Below are 17,587 nucleotides of genomic sequence, written 5' to 3' on the forward strand. Positions count from 1 at the left end.
TGGTTTAGGATAAGAGTTGTGTGTAAGCGAATGCCGCCAGGCCGAGCACATTGATGATGATGAAGATCGTAACAGCTACTTTTTTGATTTTACCGCCACCCTCCATCTCCATCATCTTCATGCTGTGATTTTTGAGATAGGCTTTGTTCTGCCAGATCAGCCAGCCGGCAATCCAGACGAAGACCAGGTTCATCCAGAAGGTGTAATCGATCTTGAACTGGGTAATATTTGATACGGTGCGGCGGCTTTCAGGTACAATATCAAGCAGAGTGAAAAGGCCGTTAAGAATCAGTGCTGTAAAAACAATGCTCACGAACATTACGCCGGCGATATAGAGAGCCACTCTCCAGCCGTAGTATTTAGCGTTGATGTGAACCAGCGGCGGTACCATCAGGTCGGAGTAGATAAATCCCATGATTCCGGCAAAAAGAACACCGTTGCTGTTTAGGACGGTGGCAAGAGGAATGTTTCCCATCGACCCGATAAACGTCAGCGCGGCCACGAATGGAGCAATCATGGCATTTTCGATGGCGACAAGCCAGCCCGGAACACCTTCTGCGCCAACGAGAAACAGGGTGGTCCAGAACGATTCTGGCACAAGAACAGCCACGAACCCGGCGATGGTGAATCCGATCAAAATATCTTCCCAGGCCATCTTCCAGTCGTTTACGAACTTATGGCCAACCAGCCGCCATCCCTCTTTGCTCTTGATCCGCTTTTTCCAGTCGAAATCTTCTTCCAGATCATCTCCCTCGCTCTCTACCTTATCCCGGGCTGCTTCAAGCCAGCTTTTTGGATAGGTTAATTTGATGAGAACCGAACTGATGGCTATCAGGATCAGGCCGCCTACGATTTCGGCCGCCAGAAACTGCCATCCCAAAAAGATGAGAATCAGGATTCCCAGTTCAATGACCAGGTTCGTGGATGCAAACATGAAAGCCACCCCGGCAATGAAATGAGCTCCTTTTTTGATAAGTGCGCGGGCTGCTGCCAAAGCTGCAAAAGAACAAGAAGAAGAGGCTGCGCCAAAAAAAGTAGACAGTGAAATGCTTTTGATATCAGCCTCGCCCATGTGTTGTGTGAGTTTGCCTTTTGGTACAAAAGCCTGGATCATACCGGAAACAAAGTAACCCAACACAAATGCCCACCCCGATTTCCAGAAAAACCCCAAGGCTGTTTTGGCTGATTCGCCGTAAAGATTAATGAATTCCATATTGAGTGTTATTTTGACTGATGAGTTGACATTTTTTTGCTCTTTTCAGCAAGATAAATGCTGAGTGCCGGTAAAAAGGTGATCTGAAAAATCGGAGACAGGCCCACTTGATAATTCAACAATTCAATGACCGCCATGTTCGAAGAATATTCCCACAGATCCAGTGCTTTTGCCATCCACTCCAGGAAAATGCTAATTGGAAAACTAACGCCTATCAAGAGTGCATAATCTTTGAAGTTTACGGGTTTAAATTGCCTGGAAGGGATCAGCGCTAAAGCCAGCTTCCAGAGCCCCAGAACAATAAGAATGTCACCGAAAATTGCTGCCCACATCCAGATTGTTGCTTTCCAAAAGGGCCAATCCCACATATCATACAAAAACAGGCATTGCGTAAACTCCCAAAGCGTATGCAGAAGGAAAGCCCAGAAAATGATATGCAGGGGTCGGTTTTGTTTCATTAAACAATCTCGAGATTCGCCATCATTCCTGCATCTTCGTGTTCGAGATTATGGCAGTGAAATACATAGAGGCCCTCTTCAGCACTGAAGGTCATAATAACCCGGACTCGTTCCCCCGGCATGACCAGAACGGTATCTTTCCACCCGGTTTCGGTGGGCAGAAGGCCACGGCTTCCGCTACGGCTTAGTACTTTGAATTGCACCGCATGGATATGCATGGGATGAGGAACCGCGGAATTGTTGATGAACTCCCAAATCTCGGTATCTCCCTGGTTTATCTGCTCGTCTACACGGAGCATTTCAAACAGTCGACCATTGATGGTGTGGCCGGTCATCATCTCCATGTCGAGCTCAATTCTTCGGGTGCGTACTGCGCTTTCCTCAGCCGGGAAGTTGGACTCAGAGAGCTGTGGAGGCAAATCGACGGTTGATGATGAGCTACTGTCACAATTTATGCGAAATTCCATGAGTGGAAATTCAGAGCCCTGTTCCGGGCCTGCTCCGCCCATCATTTGAGACATATTCCCCATCATTCCACCGTTGGAAGGAACTGAGAATTCTTTGCTGACTAATTCAGCAGAGTTGCCGGAAAATCCATCAGAGAAATCCACCAGTATATCAGCACGTTCTCCGGGAGCTAGCAAAAGTTCCGTAGTTTGAACAGGCTGAGGCAGGAGTCCGCCATCGGTGCCGATGACGGTAAACGGAGTTCGGCTGCGGAAAGCGATGTTATAAATACGCGCATTTGAGCCGTTGATCAACCTCAGCCGGTAGGTGCGAGGATGAACTTCATGATATGGATTGGGCACGCCGTTGATCAACATATGATCCCCCAGGTAGCCGGTCATCATGCGTTCCGGCATAGAAGGGTCGTAATAGATATTGCCCGAGTCGTCGATTTTTCGATCCTGAATGACCAGCGGCAGTTCGTATTCTCCGGACGGCAAATTCAGGACTTCTTCCTCTTCATCCGTCACAATAAAAAATCCGGCTAATCCCCGGTATACCTGCGGACCGGTAATTCTGTGTGGATGGGGATGGTACCAATAGGTGCCGGCCCGCTGATTGATCTGGAAGTCGTAAGAATAACTGCCATCGGAAATGACATCCTTTGGATGGCCGTCCATCTCAGGCGGCACGATCATTCCGTGCCAGTGGATAATACTTTCCTGGCCAATATCATTTTGGAATTGGATCTGGAAATGCTCTCCGCGTCTCTTGCGGATCGTTGGGCCGGGCAGACTTTCGTTAAACCGCAGGCCGTCTAAGGAATATTTGCCTGCAATCATAAGGTTACTAGGAGCTGCCTGAAGTATGTCACTATCCAATCCTCCGGGCAGCTGAAGCGGATTTTGGTACAAATCAGAACTGCTTATTCCGTCATTCACGCAAGAGGTTATCACAGATGGAGTTAACATATAACCTGCACCGGCTCCGGCAGTTTTTAAAAATGTTTTTCGGTCCATACCCTTTTATTTAAGCAACTCTTTTTTTCGCCTCTTGAATTCTTCCTCATCAATTTCACCATCGGCATACCTACGTTTCAGAATGTCCATGGGTGTCTCTTTACTTTGCCGGTTTTGATTGGTGTTCATCAGAGACCGAACAACAATGATTACCAGTGCGATAATTAAAAACCACCAGAAAAACATCATCCAGCCCCCTCCAAAGAATTGAAAGTCATGCATTGGATTCTCTTGTTTTGTGTTTCTGTTAAATAGTTACTCATGATAATATTTTCTAAAACCACATACGAACCCCGCCTATAAGTCCGAATACACTTGCTTCTCCTCCTTCAAGTCGTGTAAAATCGGCGGTTTGACCCAGTTTGCGGTTCCAGGAGATACCGATATAGGGCGCAAATTCACGCTCGATTTCATATCGTAACCGAAAGCCTAGCTGCACATTGTTAAAGCCGGAACCGATGCCCCACTTTTCTACCTCCTGCACGGCCAAACTGGTTTCAAGCCGTGGTTGTCCCCAAAGACGCTGGGTGATGGGAAAATCGTATTCCGCTTCCAGGCTGGCCGATATATCACCGGCATCGCTGACAAAAAGGGCACCGTCCACTTCAAACAGGTAGGGGGCTAGTCCCTGCAGGCCAATTACGGCAAATCCTCTCGACTGGCTGTCATCGGCGTTGTAGGCCACATCATACCGGATACCTGCTTGCGCGTCGAAGTAAGGGCCGACTGCCCGGCTGTACAAGCCTTGGAACTCCATTTCACCCTCGGTTTCAGCCGTCAGCGCTTCGCCTTCGGCTTTAAACCAGAACTTGTTCAAGTCCTTGCCGATATAGCCCTGGGCGTCGAGCACCAGTGGGTTTAATCCGCTATTCATATTGTACTCAAACCGGTCGGCCATAAAAAAGACATAGGTGTGGTTGTCCATCATGATGTCATTGCTGAATGGCGGGGCTTTTTGTGCCAGGACGGAACTTTGGGTGAATACAATGATTGCAAACATAGTAAGAATAAAGATTGCTGTGCGGTTTATCATGGTCATTGTTATGGAAATTTGTATATCAGATAAAATTTGTTCGTAAAGGTTTGGTTAGACTTATTTATGCATAATCTTGTCCATAAATATTGCCGTCTTCATCGGCTACCTGTACCACGCGGAACATGCCCCGCTCCATGTGGTAGAGAATGTGACAGTGAAAGGCCCACCGGCCTTTATCTCTCGGTGTAACAAGGGCAGATATGCGCTGTGCAGGCTGCAACAGCAATGTATGCTTGCGCGGGTTATAAATACCATTGCCGTTCTCCATCTCCATCCACATGCCGTGCAGGTGAATGGGGTGCTCCATCATGGTGTCGTTGACCAGCGTCAGCCGCAGGCGTTCGTTGTGTTCGAATTCGATGGGTCCCTTCACCTCGTGAAACTGCTTCCCGTCGAACGACCACATGTAGCGCTCCATATTGCCGGTCAGGTGCAGTTCAACTTCACGTTCGGCCGGCCTTTCGTCGATATTTGGCTCCAGGCTTTTAAGATCGTTATAAACCAGCACATTGCGCCCATCGTTGCCCAAGCCAATGCCAGGTTCGCCCATCCGGTTGAACTGATTTTGTGCGATGGCTGCCGCGCCCGGTCCGTGTTTGTCAGGACCGTGCTTGACGGGCGTTTCTTTCATGGCGGACATGTTCATGTCGCTATGATCCATGTTCCCGTGATCCATATCCCCATGATCCATCTCCATCATGCTGTCACCTTCCATGTCCATTCCGTCCATGTCCATCATCATACCCATATCTCTATGGCTGCGTTTGGGCCGGGGACGAAGTTCAGGTACTGCCGCCATCATGTCTTTGCGGGGCGCTATAGTACCGCGGGCATAACCGCTGCGGTCCAGCGATTCGGCAAAGATGGTATATGGCTTTTCATCTTTTGGTTCGACGATCACATCATACGTTTCTGCAATACCAATGCGAAATTCCTCGATAGAGACGGGTTTCACGTTTTGGCCATCGGCCTGTACCACGGTCATATCAAGGCCGGGAATGCGCACATCAAACGCGGTGGTTCCTGCAGAGGCGTTAATAAAGCGCAGGCGCACCTTTTCTCCTTTCTTAAACAGGGGGTTCCAGTTCGATTCCGGGCCGTGACCGTTCATCAAGAAAGTATATGTGGCCCCGGTAATGTCGAGTAGGTCAGTGGCACTCATGCGCATTTGACCCCATGAGAGGTAATCTTTTATGGTACTTCCAAAACCTTTCTTCTTTACATCATTAAGGAATTCGCCTACATCTCGGCGCTGGTAATTATAGTACCCCTCCATCTTGACATTTTTTTCGAGCACGTTGTATGGATTTTCAAAGGTCCAGTCGGAGAGTACCACCGGATACTCGCGGTCATACTCTACCGGATCTTCGCTGGCCGGATCAATAATCATGGGTCCGTAGTGGCCGAGCTGCTCTTGCAGGCCAGAGTGACTGTGATACCAATAAGTCCCGCTTTGCCGGACTGGGTACCGGTATTCAAAGGTTGTTCCCGGTTTAATACCGTCAAAGCTGACCCCCGGGACACCATCCATCTGGAACGGCAGCAGGATGCCATGCCAGTGAATGGATGTTGGCTCATCTAATTCGTTGGTAACACGAAGCAACACGTCCTGTCCTTCTTTCAGGCGAATAAGAGGGGCAGGGACGCTGCCGTTAATGCCAATGGCTTCTCCTCGCTTTCCATCGACCATATGTGGCATTTTGCCAATGGTCAGATCGATGACATTATCGGGTCCTTGGGGGGTTAAAACATCTCGTTTCTCACTGCCGAAGCCCGCCAAGGCGTAGCCCGGCAAAATAGAACTTACGCCTGCAATGGCAGCCATCGAGGCGGAATAGCGCAGAAAGGTGCGGCGGGTGATACCGTTAGTTTTATTTTCACTCATTTGACCGTTTAAATTCTTGTTTTTAATACTTAAGAGTTTGTTTGAAAAATTCAGATAAAACTTACAAAACAAACCTTAAATCAAGCTTAAATGCAGCAAGACAAGAATTTTTAGACGGTATATATTTTAGTCAGCCATCATCCAGATCATAAATCCGGTCATAATGACTCCGCCGGCAATCCATGGGAGGGGGGTAAAACCATTGTATGCAGCAGTGGGTTCAGAAACCTGCCGGAAATCTGAAATAATCAAAGGTGAAGAAGGCTGTTTATGGCCGCCAAACTGTATTTTGAAGGCGATTTCATATCGTCCCGATTCATGGAAGCTGTAAGGGAATATCCAAGCTCCCGGGCCGCTCAAGGTTGGGCCGGGTACAATTGTGGCAGTGGAGAGAGTAGAGCCGTTGGTCCCCGTTTTTTTTATTTCCAGGATTGTTGATTCTATGGGAGAACCGGCCGTGTCCTGAGAGATCGTTTCCAGTTCAAAACGAACCTGCTGGCCTGCTGTAATAGAAGGGAATGTTGCCCGAATCGTCTGATTTTCTGTTTGGTGTTCTTTAATCAGAGTTGACTGATTTTCAGCAGGCTGGCTGCGGTTATTATTGTAATGTCCGCCCCATCCCATAGTCATACATCCGCTAACTGACAGAAGTATGATTAGAGAAAGTAAAAGAGGAAGTCGGGTTTTCATGGTAGTCGGCCGCTATAAATTCTCAACGTTATCTTACTTATTTATTTGATTTAATTATGTCCTCCACCCATCATTCCTCCGTGACCTCGACCACCTTCTTCCCAATGATCGTTCATGCCATTGCCGTTCATATCCACGAAACCGGGCCCATGCCATGTTGGGCTGCCGTTCTGGGCCAGGTCACAAATTCCATCCTGGTTTTCATCAACAAAGTCATGTTCTCCCCAATGGGTTTCTTCCTCCATATAGTCATTCACATGATTATCATTTTCATCATGGAACCGCATTCCTTCATGTCGCTGGTGCATCGGAAGGGATTCATCCCAATAGTCACAGATACCATTGTTGTTTTCGTCAATGAAACCGGGCCCATGCCACGTTGGGCTTCCATCCTGGGCATAGTCACAAATACCATCATTGTTTTCATCAACAAAGGAGTGTCCGGGATCAGAAGAATTAGTAGTGGTAGTGCTGGAAGCTTTCCCAAATCCGTCATCGTGAGTTGTTTGCTCTACAAAATCGTTAATATCATTTGAGTTTTCGTCTATATACATTGGAAATATCGATTCAATCTCTTCAACTTCAGGTTCAGTAGAGGATTTGCATCCAGAAAGTATTAACATCGTGAAGAGGGTTAAGGAAAGCAGTGTAGAGATTTTCATATTGTAGATTTTTAATCATTAAGCTCTCATTATAAGATATCATATCAACCTTAAATCAAGCTTAAAACATTATTGAGATGTGAACCTTATCTTAGGCTAAAGTAGATTTGATTAATCGATAATGAATTGTCAGCTATTATGTGGATCTTATTGGTTGAAGACGAAAAACAACTTGCAAACTCCTTAAAACGCGGACTCGAAGAGGAGGGACATGTGGTAGAGATGACCCACGATGGGGAGGAAGGAGAACTGCACGGTTTTGCCAATGATTACGATATGGTGATACTGGACTGGCGGTTACCACATCGCGACGGTAAACAAATTTTGGAAAGCTGGCGAAAAGAGGGCCGATCTTTCCCGGTATTAATGCTCACGGCACTGGGAGATCTGGATCACAAAGTGTCTGGTTTGGATGCGGGAGCCGATGATTATATGGGCAAACCCTTCTCTTTTGATGAACTTTTGGCCAGAATTCGTGCGCTTGGACGTCGTTCTTCAGAAATGACACAAACTGAAATCCTTTCAGTAGGCCCAATTGAACTGGATGCCCGTAAACACAAAGTACAAATTTGCGGGTATGAACTTATGTTAAGGCCAAAGGAATTTATTCTTTTAGAGCTCTTCCTCAACAATCCAGAAAATGTTTTTTCAAAAACACAAATTGCCGAAAGGGTCTGGGGGTCCGCTTATTATGTAAGTGATAACACTATCGAAGCCACTCTCTCCACACTTCGTCAAAAACTGGCTGAATCATTCAAAGAATGTGATGAGATTTTATTAAAAGATACATCAAAAATTGTCGAAACAATTCGTGGAGCGGGGTATCGCTTAAATAGCCGTTTAATTAAGATTGAAGAGTAAAATAGTGGCAGGCATTACAACCTATTTCGACAGATTCTCGATTTCCAAAAGGCTTGCTTTTTGGTATGGATTAAGCCTCTTCATCATGCTTAGTTTGTTTGGTTATTTTTTGTACGAGAGCTTCCACCAGTCCATCCATCATAACTATGATCGTCACCTTCGGTTTGAGGCCGAGCAGCTTCTCTCCTATATCCATACCAGCAACGATTCACTCTCGATTGACCTGACCGGCTACAGCAGGAACGCCGCACTTGAAAGCGGAATCGAATATGGAACCTATGTTCGGCTCTATAACGAGGAAGACAGCCTGATCTATGAAAGCCCCAACTTATTAGGGGTAAAACAGCCGTTAGACACAGAAATACCGGATACGCACGTGGAATATTCCTTCAGCAGCCAATGGCAGGACCTTCCCGCCCGCACTCTTTTTTATCCGATCATGAATGAGAATAATGAGTTCTGCGGCTGGCTGGAGGTCACCGGTTTTGAGTGGACGCTGCACGAAGAACTGAGTCGCTTCAGACAGTACTTATTGGTTCTCATTGCTATAAGCGTGGTTTTTTCAATTATGGGAGGGTATTGGCTCTCCAGAAGAGCGTTGTCACCAGTGGCTTCCATTAATGAAGCGGCGAAGTCTATTACAGCTACTGATCTGGATAAACGAATACCGGTTAACTACCAGGTTAAAGATGAGTTAACCGACCTGGCTGAGACCTTCAATATCATGCTGAACCGCCTTCAAAAAGGTTTTGAGCGTGAAAAAAGATTCACTTCAGATGCGGCACACGAACTTATGACGCCGCTTTCATCCATGCGCAGTGATGCAGAGATCATGCTCCGTAAACCGCGATCCAAACAGGATTACCAGGAAACCATTGAGCGCATGTTGACGGAAGTAAGAAAGATGAGCGAAATGGTTCACCTTCTGCTGCAACTTTCAAGAGTTGAGTCGGTACATCGCCCGAAGCCGGATATTGTGAACATCAGCCGCATCACTGAAGCGGTCGTTATTAAACATCAAGAAAAAATGGAAGCCAGGAATCTTGACATTAAAACGCAGATTGATTCAGATTTGCAGGTACGTGCACATGAAGCTTATCTCGAAGAGGTACTCAATAATCTGCTTCAAAATGCGATAAAATACACACCGCAGGGCGGAGAGATAAAATTAGAACTGCAGCAAAGCAGCGGTAAAGCGGTTATCCACTTGAGTGACACTGGAATTGGTTTTGACGAAGAGACCAGAAAACACTTGTTTGAGAGGTTTTTCCGTTCGAACGAATCGAACGTTCAGGAACAATCAGGAAGTGGTTTGGGATTACCACTTGTCAAAGCAATCGTTGAATTATATAACGGCCGGATTCGCGCGTACAGTGAAGGAGTTGGAAAAGGAAGTACGTTTGTTATTGAATTACCTCTGGTCGAAACAAACACATAATCAGTATGGTTTTTCTGCTTCTATCATTCTAAAAATACCACTCGGTTCTAAATCCTTTACATCCACTACATTCCATCCGGCATTTTCAACATTCGCGACCGTTTCCCTGGCTATATGGACTCCGATAAGCCAGTGAATGAGATTATCCAGTTTATCCATCACAGAAGCTAAACCAGAATTTCGGCTACGCATGTGCTCCAGAAGATGAAGCTTTCCACTGGGCTTTGTAACCCGAAGGGCTTCTTTCAGACCTAAAACCGGATCGGGAACGGAACAGAATGCAAATGTTGCCATCACTTCATCGAAGGAATCATTATCGAATTCCAGGTTTTGAGTATCCATCTCTTTAAAAACAACATGTTGCCCCTCTTGCTTTGTAAGTTTTTTCCTGGCACGCTTTAACATTCCGGGCGACAGATCAATGGCAGTAATTTGCAGATGCTCTGAATAGTATGGCAGGTTCTTGCCGGTTCCGACTCCGATTTCAAGCACCTTTTGCCCTTTTACTTGGTCCCAAATCATTTTGCGCCATCTGTTGTACCATATTCGCTCAATCGGCCATTCCATGAAGTCATACACAACCGATGTGGCGTTATAGCGTTTTCGGGTATGTTCGGTTTGTTGGGCATTATTTTTCATACTATAGTTATGAAGTTTTATGTTCTCCCGCTATTTAAAAAAAGAAAATGGCAAACTTGCTATCGGCTTGATAAGTGTAAAAGGGAATGTTCTCGAGAGTATCTTGTCCGCTGAGGTATTAAGGAAATTACAAAGACAGAGAGTGCTTCCAGATTAAAGTTTAGCAGTAGGTTGGATTCAGACAGTTTCATAATTTTTGTGAAGATATGGCGCAGTTTATCACTGCGCCATAAATGATTGGGATTACAAGCTATTTTTTAAAAACTGATGACAGCTTCCATCATTACGCCGTTAAATTCAGCACCGTCATAAGGCGAACCGGCATAACCTTCTCCGTCATAGTTCTGAGTTACATACTCCAGCTTGGCCAGCACGTTTTTGGTGAGGAACCAGCCGCCGCCAATGTTGAAGCGATCGATTTCAATGTCACCACTGGTCATTTCGCCATCCACCAGGTTATAACGTCCACCAATATAGAGGTCTTCACCGGCACCAAATCGATACAACAGTTCGGCTCCATACTGGTTAAAGTTGCGTCGGTCATCGGCAGATTTGATTTTGCCGGACGCATTTTCATAGACCCCGTAGAATTCCAGACCCTGGTATTTGATGAAGGGGTTGATCATGAAGGCCGTCATTTCGCCTGGGGCTGCGGGCTGGCCGAAGCCCGGAGTAAAGCTTGGGGCAAAGCGGCCCGCGCGGAAGTTGCCCGGGGTTATAACATCGTAATATCGTGAACCGGCCCGGTCACCTGAATAGATGTAAATAGAAGCCGACTGTGAAATATTAAGGATGGAACCGGTCAGCCGCACGCGCAGATCGTCATTTACTTGTTTGTCGTAGCCGAGTTTTCCATAAACGGTGGCTTTGGTTTTAAAGTCATCCTCGGCGGCGTCTGTCACACTTTGGTTCAGTTTGCCGTTGCTTACTCCGAACATAGCCAGCAGGCCTTCATTGTAGTAATACACCTCGCCGGCCACTTCAGTGGTAAACGAATCCATAATGTAGTTGCCTACAAAGGGGTTGAAAATGGCTTGGGCATTGTCGGATCTTCGGAAGTGATTGTCGCCATAGTTTAATTCCATGTGGCCCACTTTAAAGCGTACTTTGTCCATCAGTCCGGAGAGGAAGTCTTCACTGATAAAATCCAGCCGGTCCACTTGCAGGTAGCCTCCTTTAACATACGCTTCATTATGGTTTTGCGATGATAGATAAGTACGCAGGTGCATACGCACGCCGCTGGCCAGAGCCACATCCAGATCCAGGTTGGAAGTGGCCAAGTTAAAATTCGATTCTAAATCGGATAGATTGCCTGCTGTATTATCGTGTCGCAGCCCCTGGAACTGTAGCGTATTTGCCCCTCCGACCCGAATGTTTATACCATTAAATTCTATATCCGTTTCAAAAGGAGCCTCGAACTGATTAAGTCCCCGCTGATCGGGATATGTGAAATATTGCAGGTCTCGCGTAAATTGCCCAAAAACATTTCCCACACTCAAAAAGAATGCGATGATCCCAAAAGTGATATGTTTGATGCTTAGTTTCATAATGATGTCAGTTAATGATGTTATTATTTTTTTTCCTGATGTATCCTGTATTCAAGTTCGTAGTGTTGGTTAGAATGACAGTTTATATACAAGTTCTTCCTTAATGATAGTGCCTCTATCCTTAAAACAAGCTTAAATCAGACAAAAAAGACTGTAAAATTTGATCTGAAAATGCGAAGATAGAAATTCAGGATAGCTGGATTTTGGCTGTTAATTCTGGGTAGTAAGAGGTGGAAAAACTTGATGTTTTTTTTCGCTAAAAGAAGTTTTCAAACCAGCTGTATCACAAAATAGCTGCCATCATCTCTGCTGATAAATTTTTGCCAGATAATGCCCTGGCTCTTGTCAAGAATCTCAATAACACGGTAACCGAATCCTTTCATCTTAATGCCCATTACATACACTCCAAGATCAACTTCTGAATTAATTTGATACTGCCAGGACTGTAGGGTATCGCTAGATACCACCTGTCGGTCTTTGATAGATATTTTGCTTTTTCCTCCCAGGAAACCCACTAATCCTTTATCAATATTCAAGGTAAATTCAATAGGTTCCATCTCCCAGCCGGGCTTGGGAGCTGTTGGGTAAAAAGCGTTCGTATCCAACAGGTTGACTTTGATTTCGCTGCCTTGTCCGTAATCTGTAAAGGGGAAAATATTTAACAGTACTTGCTGTTCATCCGGGCGGCAGGTATAGATTGTTTTTGTACTGTCCTGAGGCTCTCCTTTGGCATTATACGAATACAGTTCTACAGGAAGTTGGTAGATATTCTCTTTTTCCTCGATGGAGCCAATAATAAGTTTTTGAACAGATTGCAACTCACCTTGTTTGTTAAAATTACGCTTTTCATACCGGTTGCCGTCGATTTCAAAGAGCAGCATCTTTTGCGCTTGCTGTGCTGCAATAGTGCCGGGATATGTCGACAAAAATAAAAATCCCGTCATCATAAGAATAGCTACAAACCGTCTGTACTTTACATGTTGTTTACTTCTGGCTATTCTAAGATTCATTGATTCATTTTGATATTTAGAAACATCCGCAACATATAACCCGGTACCATCAACACCAAGATTGAAAACAAAAAATATGGCAAATGAATATTCAGCGAATACAGCCCAGCTCCCAGGAACGAACCAGCGGCAAGCCCCAAGCTGCTGATGGATGCCAGCAGTCCCATCCGCTCAACGACCCGGCTGTCACTTATTTTACTCGTCAGCGAAGCCAGGCCCGGTGTAACCAACGCCATGCCCAACGCCAGAATGCTGACCACCATAATAATGAGGGCAAAAGCATTGGCAAACATCAAAAGGAAAAGAGCCAGCCCTACCAGCAGATATCCAACGGGCAATAGCCGCTCCTCTCCCCAGCGGTCGATCAGAGAGCCGGTTAGCCCGATCTGACTGATACTCATCCCGAGTGCACAGGCCATAAAAATAAATCCCATTTCCAAAACGCTGTACCCCAGGATCTGCTGTGCGTGCAGGGCGTAGGTGGTTTCGAACATGGAGAGTGCTCCCTGTGCAATCAGGGCGTAAATGAGTATTGGGAGCATCTTTCCCTTCATAATGCTTAAAAAACCAATATTACTCTGTTGACAGCCACTGCTTCCACTCTGAGATGATACATCGGATAACCAGAATACCACAGCCACCAGAGCCAAGAGTGAAAACCCACCGGCAATCAAAAAGGGCACCGTATAGGCGTTTGCGGCCAGCAGCTTCCAGGACCATCCGTTAAACCAATCAACATCCATAAAGAAAGAACTCAGGACCGGACCGAAGATAACCCCAAGGCTGGCCCCTCCACCCGTCCACGCCAACACTTTGCCCCTGTCTTTAACCGGACTGAGATCCGTAACCCAGGAGTTGACCGTGGGCAATACCGAGGCCGAAAAAAGTCCTCCTGCCACCCGGAGTACATATAATAGAACTAAGTCATCTGTCCAGCCAAACAGGATCAGGGAGAAGGCATAGCCACCCATGCCCGCGGCCAGCACGGGGGACCGCCCGATGCGGTCGGACCACCGGCCCCAAAGAGGAGCAGCAATAAACTGCATCAGCGGGAAAATCCCGGTCATCAATCCTACATGGATAGCCGGGGAAAGATTGAACAGTTCATTCGAACGCGCTGATTGTTCCACCAAAAACGGAAGAATGGGCAGTGTCAGTCCGTAGCCGATCATTACCAGAAATAGACAGAAAAGCAGGATTCCAATTTCTTTTTTATTCATTTCAAACTTAAAGCTTCATTAAGCAATTAAAGAGTGATATTAACAAGTATAGAGTTGCTCCCCTTAAAGCCGACTTAAAAGAATCACATTATTACAATTTTCCCCGGTGATTCTGTCTGATTATTGCTTACTTTTTTAACTGATCTGGCAAAATAGTCTATATATCTATATACCAGCATGTTCAATTCAAAAGGGTTTGGTTTATGGTGTATTTAGTTACTTCATCTGCCTTTTCTGATTTGTCACCTATTAAGAGGCGTACATCTGAAATTAGTACAGGACCATTTTAACAATGGGCGTTTTTTTCTGTTTATACTTCAGATTGGAAATCTCCGGGGAGATGTGAAGACCAAGTCTGTCTTAAAGTAAAGTACTGCATAAACAGACTATCTTTCTTTGATGTGTGAAGGATAGGCCAGATTCAGTTGATCCAGTCTTTCAACTATCTTCTTGATCACCATAAAATTCCGGTACCATTTTTGGTCGGCAGGCACCACGTGCCAGTCGGCCGCCTCGCAGCATTGTTCAAAAACTTCCCGGTAGGCCTGCATGTAGTTGTCCCAATGGCTGTGGGCAACAAAATCGCCGGGATCGTATTTCCATCGTTTTCGCGGATCTTCCAGTCGTTGATTGAGCCGCTTTATCTGCTCTTCTTTGGAAATATGGAGATAAAATTTAAGGACAACCGTGTTGTTCTCCTCTTTCAGCAGGTGCTCGAATGCGTTGATAGAGTCATAACGCTTTCGAAGCTGTTCTACAGGCACCAGGTTTTTAACATGCGACACAATAATATCCTCGTAGTGCGAACGGTTAAAAATATGGATCATTCCTTTGGGCGGCACGTGTTTGTGAATGCGCCAAAGAAAATCATACTGCTGTTCTTCCTTCGAAGGAACCTTCCATGATTTAACATGGCACCCGGCAGGGTTAACTCCCGAAAATACATTTCTGACCGTTCCGTCTTTGCCGGAAGCATCCACTCCCTGGAAAATTGCCAGCAGGGCATGTTGACCATCGGCATAAAACACATTTTGCAACTCGGTCAATCTTTTTTTGAGGGCCTTGGTTTCCTTTTTTATTTTAGATTTGTTGACAGAATCAGGTGGTTGTGAAGAAAGAGTATAAAACGGCTCAGGTTTCATGATTAATGATCTCCGGGTGATTTTGTACCATAGTATATTTGATCAACCTGTTGTCTCCAGCGGATCAGATCAAGAGTTTCATCAACTTTTGACAAAGACGGTTTTTCGTAATAGGTGCCGTTGATATCGAGAATAGGCAAGATCAGGGGATTGCCAAGTCCAGCCACCAGTTCTTTTTCTTTTTTGGAATCGAATCGTAGATCGAAAAATGTAAACGACCATTTCTCTTCCCTAAGCAGATTGACCAGTTTGCGGAGGTAGTCGCACCACTCCTTGCAATATATAATTATTGTGGTTTCGTTTTTTTTATCAGGGCTACTATCTGTTTGGTTATTCATGGATTAGATATGTTTTGTATTAAAAAATTTCGTTTTGAATAAAATCCAGGATAAAGCCGGTCAAGCGCTATCCCGTTGGAGGGATGGGGATCATATTGAAGGTTATAATCTGTTAAGTACCACATCCTATTCGCTTTACACCTGTCAGTCAAAACTATGTTATTTGTTGTATTTTGAATCCATTCTCTCGAATTGAATCGATTAGTCTGGGTTGTCTGAAGAACCGCTGGGTGACCGTTGCAGAAACTGTTTCCATTTGCCTTTCACCGGAAGGAAGGCCGGGACGTTCTGCTTGTACTGGAGATACTCTTCTCCAAACTCCTCGATCACTTTCTTCTCTTCCCTTTTGGCAAGCAGGACATAAGCGATAACGATGACCGGGAACAGGCCAACGGAAAATATAGTCGGCCAGTGAATGACCCCCTCTCCAAAAAGCCCGATAAACAACCCGGTGTATTGGGGATGCCTGACCAGGCTGTACAGTCCGTCGGTGGCCAGCCTGTTTTCCTGTTTGGCGTGATACAGCTGCCGCCAGCCCTGGATAAAAATGCCAAATCCACCAAAAAGAAGGATATAACCCACGATCATCGAGATCATCATACCCGCTTCACCAACGCCCACTAAAGTAGACCAAAGGTTGGCGTTTAGATCACCACTACCACTATCCAATCCCAGGAACCGGACCATCAGATAAATGGTAAGCGGGAAGCCGTACATCTCTGCATACAGTGCGATGATGAAGCCCTGAATCAATCCGGCTCCCATCCATTCCCGCCATGTTTTGGGTGCCAGATATTTGTATAAAAGCCAGGACGCAATAACGATCACAAAAAGCGCTATAATCCAGGCACCTGAATGTTCAAATCCTCTTTCCATGTAACAATTCCGTATTGTTTGAAATTTTTACTAAGCCCTCTTAATAATGAAACCAAACCTTACTAAATGAACCGTTGCGTAACGCCCAGCGAACGGTTTGTTTTATCAATCGATTTTTTGGGGTCCGATTCGATGCCGGTCAGCGCTCGGATGGCGTCGATGGTTTCAGGAATCACAATCGCCTGGTTATCGACCAGGTAGGCGTAGTATAGCTCGTCACCTTCCACTTTGAGCATATCCTCCCAGATGGCCACTTCGTACATATCCCCATGGGGACGACCCAGATCCAGCATAAGTTCCTTGACGGCATTATTGGCCGAAAGATCATCGCTCATATTGATAAATGCGGTTCGCATTGAGGTACTAAAAGCCTTCAGCACGTCCTCCTTAGATACTTCTTTGGTCAATTGCACGGTCCAGTAATGCATATGGGAAAGTGTTTGGGGTACTTTTACGGCGGCAGTTACCACATCCAGTTCGGGATCTACGCTCTGGGCATCCGGGCCCTGGTGACTGGGAATTTCCGGTTCAGGAACCATTGTATTCATGATACCGTTTTTGTGGCTTTCCCATGGGTCGGTGGCTCGGCGCAACAGCGTGCCACGTGCTTTATTCAGTAATCCCGCTCGTTTTAATGCGCTGAGGGTCCGTACGATAGAGGTGGTGTTGCAGGAGACCACGCGGGTACTTTCCCGATTTAAAGCAGAGGCATAATTATTTTCCGCGCTGAAGGAATGCCCGGTCGTCTCATGCTTTTCCCCGCCCTGCACGATAAACTTCACACCTGCCGTTTTATACCGTTCGGCATTTTGCGCGCCGAATTTTTTCGGAGCACAATCCACCACCACATCAGCGGCCTCCAGCAAATCATCCAGGCCTCCGGTCACCGAGATATTCTGATTGACCATCGCTTTGCGGCCTTCGTCCGTATTGGCAAATATCGGATACCCTTTGGCGGCTGCGGCTTTAATTCTCCAGTCGGCAGCTACATCACCGATGCCCACCAGTTCCATATCTTCTTGCAAGGTTACTGCTTCCGCCACCCGTTTTCCGATGACGCCATATCCGTTTACGGCTATTTTGATCTTTTCCATTGTTGTATTTTT

General features: G+C 46.0%; 18 protein-coding genes. 2 read left to right on the forward strand and 16 right to left on the reverse strand.

Going from position 1 to position 17,587, the window contains the following annotated elements; genetic code table 11:
- Positions 1–4: 4 nt before the first annotated feature.
- The 8 genes from L0B18_RS18805 to L0B18_RS18840 form a co-directional block, all read right to left on the reverse strand.
- Positions 5–1,213, reverse strand: coding sequence for a permease (locus L0B18_RS18805; protein WP_234573490.1), 1,209 nt, complete (start codon positions 1,211–1,213; stop codon positions 5–7).
- A gap of 8 nt (positions 1,214–1,221) precedes the next feature.
- Positions 1,222–1,671: a hypothetical protein gene (locus tag L0B18_RS18810; protein ID WP_234573491.1), complete on the reverse strand. Its 450-nt coding sequence runs from the start codon at positions 1,669–1,671 to the stop codon at positions 1,222–1,224.
- Positions 1,671–3,137, reverse strand: a complete 1,467-nt coding sequence (locus L0B18_RS18815) for a multicopper oxidase family protein (RefSeq protein WP_234573492.1) — start codon at positions 3,135–3,137, stop codon at positions 1,671–1,673. The genes L0B18_RS18810 and L0B18_RS18815 overlap by 1 nt, the downstream gene beginning before the upstream one ends.
- Positions 3,138–3,143: 6 nt before the next feature.
- Positions 3,144–3,359, reverse strand: a complete 216-nt coding sequence (locus L0B18_RS18820) for an SHOCT domain-containing protein (RefSeq protein WP_234573493.1) — start codon at positions 3,357–3,359, stop codon at positions 3,144–3,146.
- Positions 3,360–3,411: 52 nt separating this feature from the next.
- Positions 3,412–4,176 carry a copper resistance protein B gene (locus L0B18_RS18825; protein WP_370647619.1) on the reverse strand — a complete coding sequence of 255 codons (765 nt, stop codon included), beginning with the start codon at positions 4,174–4,176 and terminating at the stop codon, positions 3,412–3,414.
- Positions 4,177–4,234: 58 nt separating this feature from the next.
- Entirely contained in the window at positions 4,235–6,058 is a 1,824-nt protein-coding gene (locus tag L0B18_RS18830; protein WP_234573494.1) for a copper resistance system multicopper oxidase, read from the reverse strand.
- A gap of 126 nt (positions 6,059–6,184) precedes the next feature.
- Positions 6,185–6,748, reverse strand: a complete 564-nt coding sequence (locus L0B18_RS18835; protein ID WP_234573495.1) for a hypothetical protein — start codon at positions 6,746–6,748, stop codon at positions 6,185–6,187.
- Between the two features lie 50 nt (positions 6,749–6,798).
- Positions 6,799–7,371, reverse strand: coding sequence for a hypothetical protein (locus L0B18_RS18840; protein WP_234573496.1), 573 nt, complete (start codon positions 7,369–7,371; stop codon positions 6,799–6,801).
- A 177-nt stretch (positions 7,372–7,548) separates the two neighbouring features.
- Between L0B18_RS18840 and L0B18_RS18845 the strand changes: the two genes are divergently transcribed.
- Positions 7,549–8,271, forward strand: coding sequence for a response regulator transcription factor (locus L0B18_RS18845; protein ID WP_234573497.1), 723 nt, complete (start codon positions 7,549–7,551; stop codon positions 8,269–8,271).
- Positions 8,261–9,709: a sensor histidine kinase gene (locus L0B18_RS18850; RefSeq protein ID WP_234573498.1), complete on the forward strand. Its 1,449-nt coding sequence runs from the start codon at positions 8,261–8,263 to the stop codon at positions 9,707–9,709. The genes L0B18_RS18845 and L0B18_RS18850 overlap by 11 nt, the downstream gene beginning before the upstream one ends.
- Here the strand turns inward: L0B18_RS18850 and L0B18_RS18855 are convergent, their stop codons facing one another.
- From L0B18_RS18855 to L0B18_RS18890, 8 genes are all read right to left on the reverse strand, one after another.
- A complete protein-coding gene (locus tag L0B18_RS18855) occupies positions 9,710–10,348 on the reverse strand; it encodes a class I SAM-dependent methyltransferase (RefSeq protein WP_234573499.1) in 639 nt (212 codons plus the stop codon). It lies immediately after the preceding gene.
- A 257-nt stretch (positions 10,349–10,605) separates the two neighbouring features.
- On the reverse strand, positions 10,606–11,895 hold the full coding sequence (locus L0B18_RS18860) for a hypothetical protein (protein ID WP_234573500.1): 1,290 nt from the start codon (positions 11,893–11,895) through the stop codon (positions 10,606–10,608).
- Between the two features lie 269 nt (positions 11,896–12,164).
- Positions 12,165–12,905, reverse strand: a complete 741-nt coding sequence (locus tag L0B18_RS18865; protein ID WP_234573501.1) for a hypothetical protein — start codon at positions 12,903–12,905, stop codon at positions 12,165–12,167.
- Positions 12,902–14,125, reverse strand: coding sequence for an MFS transporter (locus tag L0B18_RS18870; RefSeq protein WP_370647621.1), 1,224 nt, complete (start codon positions 14,123–14,125; stop codon positions 12,902–12,904). The genes L0B18_RS18865 and L0B18_RS18870 overlap by 4 nt, the downstream gene beginning before the upstream one ends.
- A gap of 386 nt (positions 14,126–14,511) precedes the next feature.
- Positions 14,512–15,267, reverse strand: a complete 756-nt coding sequence (locus L0B18_RS18875; protein ID WP_234573502.1) for a PPK2 family polyphosphate kinase — start codon at positions 15,265–15,267, stop codon at positions 14,512–14,514.
- A 2-nt stretch (positions 15,268–15,269) separates the two neighbouring features.
- Positions 15,270–15,605, reverse strand: a complete 336-nt coding sequence (locus L0B18_RS18880) for a glutaredoxin family protein (protein ID WP_234573503.1) — start codon at positions 15,603–15,605, stop codon at positions 15,270–15,272.
- A gap of 201 nt (positions 15,606–15,806) precedes the next feature.
- On the reverse strand, positions 15,807–16,481 hold the full coding sequence (locus L0B18_RS18885; RefSeq protein ID WP_234573504.1) for a methyltransferase family protein: 675 nt from the start codon (positions 16,479–16,481) through the stop codon (positions 15,807–15,809).
- A gap of 62 nt (positions 16,482–16,543) precedes the next feature.
- Positions 16,544–17,575, reverse strand: coding sequence for a type II glyceraldehyde-3-phosphate dehydrogenase (locus L0B18_RS18890; protein ID WP_234573505.1), 1,032 nt, complete (start codon positions 17,573–17,575; stop codon positions 16,544–16,546).
- Positions 17,576–17,587 lie beyond the last annotated feature (12 nt).

This window comes from Rhodohalobacter sp. 614A, from assembly GCF_021462415.1.
In the GTDB taxonomy this organism is placed as follows: Bacteria; Bacteroidota; Rhodothermia; order Balneolales; family Balneolaceae; genus Rhodohalobacter.

What these genes read in the sequence shown, in the direction of transcription:
- L0B18_RS18805 (WP_234573490.1), bottom strand. Translation starts at nt 1,213, where the DNA reads ATGGAATTCATTAATCTTTACGGCGAATCAGCCAAAACAGCCTTGGGG.
- L0B18_RS18810 (WP_234573491.1), bottom strand. Translation starts at nt 1,671, where the DNA reads ATGAAACAAAACCGACCCCTGCATATCATTTTCTGGGCTTTCCTTCTG.
- L0B18_RS18815 (WP_234573492.1), bottom strand. Translation starts at nt 3,137, where the DNA reads ATGGACCGAAAAACATTTTTAAAAACTGCCGGAGCCGGTGCAGGTTAT.
- L0B18_RS18820 (WP_234573493.1), bottom strand. Translation starts at nt 3,359, where the DNA reads ATGCATGACTTTCAATTCTTTGGAGGGGGCTGGATGATGTTTTTCTGG.
- L0B18_RS18825 (WP_370647619.1), bottom strand. Translation starts at nt 4,176, where the DNA reads ATGACCATGATAAACCGCACAGCAATCTTTATTCTTACTATGTTTGCA.
- L0B18_RS18830 (WP_234573494.1), bottom strand. Translation starts at nt 6,058, where the DNA reads ATGAGTGAAAATAAAACTAACGGTATCACCCGCCGCACCTTTCTGCGC.
- L0B18_RS18835 (WP_234573495.1), bottom strand. Translation starts at nt 6,748, where the DNA reads ATGAAAACCCGACTTCCTCTTTTACTTTCTCTAATCATACTTCTGTCA.
- L0B18_RS18840 (WP_234573496.1), bottom strand. Translation starts at nt 7,371, where the DNA reads ATGTTAATACTTTCTGGATGCAAATCCTCTACTGAACCTGAAGTTGAA.
- L0B18_RS18845 (WP_234573497.1), top strand. Translation starts at nt 7,549, where the DNA reads ATGTGGATCTTATTGGTTGAAGACGAAAAACAACTTGCAAACTCCTTA.
- L0B18_RS18855 (WP_234573499.1), bottom strand. Translation starts at nt 10,348, where the DNA reads ATGAAAAATAATGCCCAACAAACCGAACATACCCGAAAACGCTATAAC.
- L0B18_RS18860 (WP_234573500.1), bottom strand. Translation starts at nt 11,895, where the DNA reads ATGAAACTAAGCATCAAACATATCACTTTTGGGATCATCGCATTCTTT.
- L0B18_RS18865 (WP_234573501.1), bottom strand. Translation starts at nt 12,905, where the DNA reads ATGAATCTTAGAATAGCCAGAAGTAAACAACATGTAAAGTACAGACGG.
- L0B18_RS18870 (WP_370647621.1), bottom strand. Translation starts at nt 14,125, where the DNA reads ATGAATAAAAAAGAAATTGGAATCCTGCTTTTCTGTCTATTTCTGGTA.
- L0B18_RS18875 (WP_234573502.1), bottom strand. Translation starts at nt 15,267, where the DNA reads ATGAAACCTGAGCCGTTTTATACTCTTTCTTCACAACCACCTGATTCT.
- L0B18_RS18880 (WP_234573503.1), bottom strand. Translation starts at nt 15,605, where the DNA reads ATGAATAACCAAACAGATAGTAGCCCTGATAAAAAAAACGAAACCACA.
- L0B18_RS18885 (WP_234573504.1), bottom strand. Translation starts at nt 16,481, where the DNA reads ATGGAAAGAGGATTTGAACATTCAGGTGCCTGGATTATAGCGCTTTTT.
- L0B18_RS18890 (WP_234573505.1), bottom strand. Translation starts at nt 17,575, where the DNA reads ATGGAAAAGATCAAAATAGCCGTAAACGGATATGGCGTCATCGGAAAA.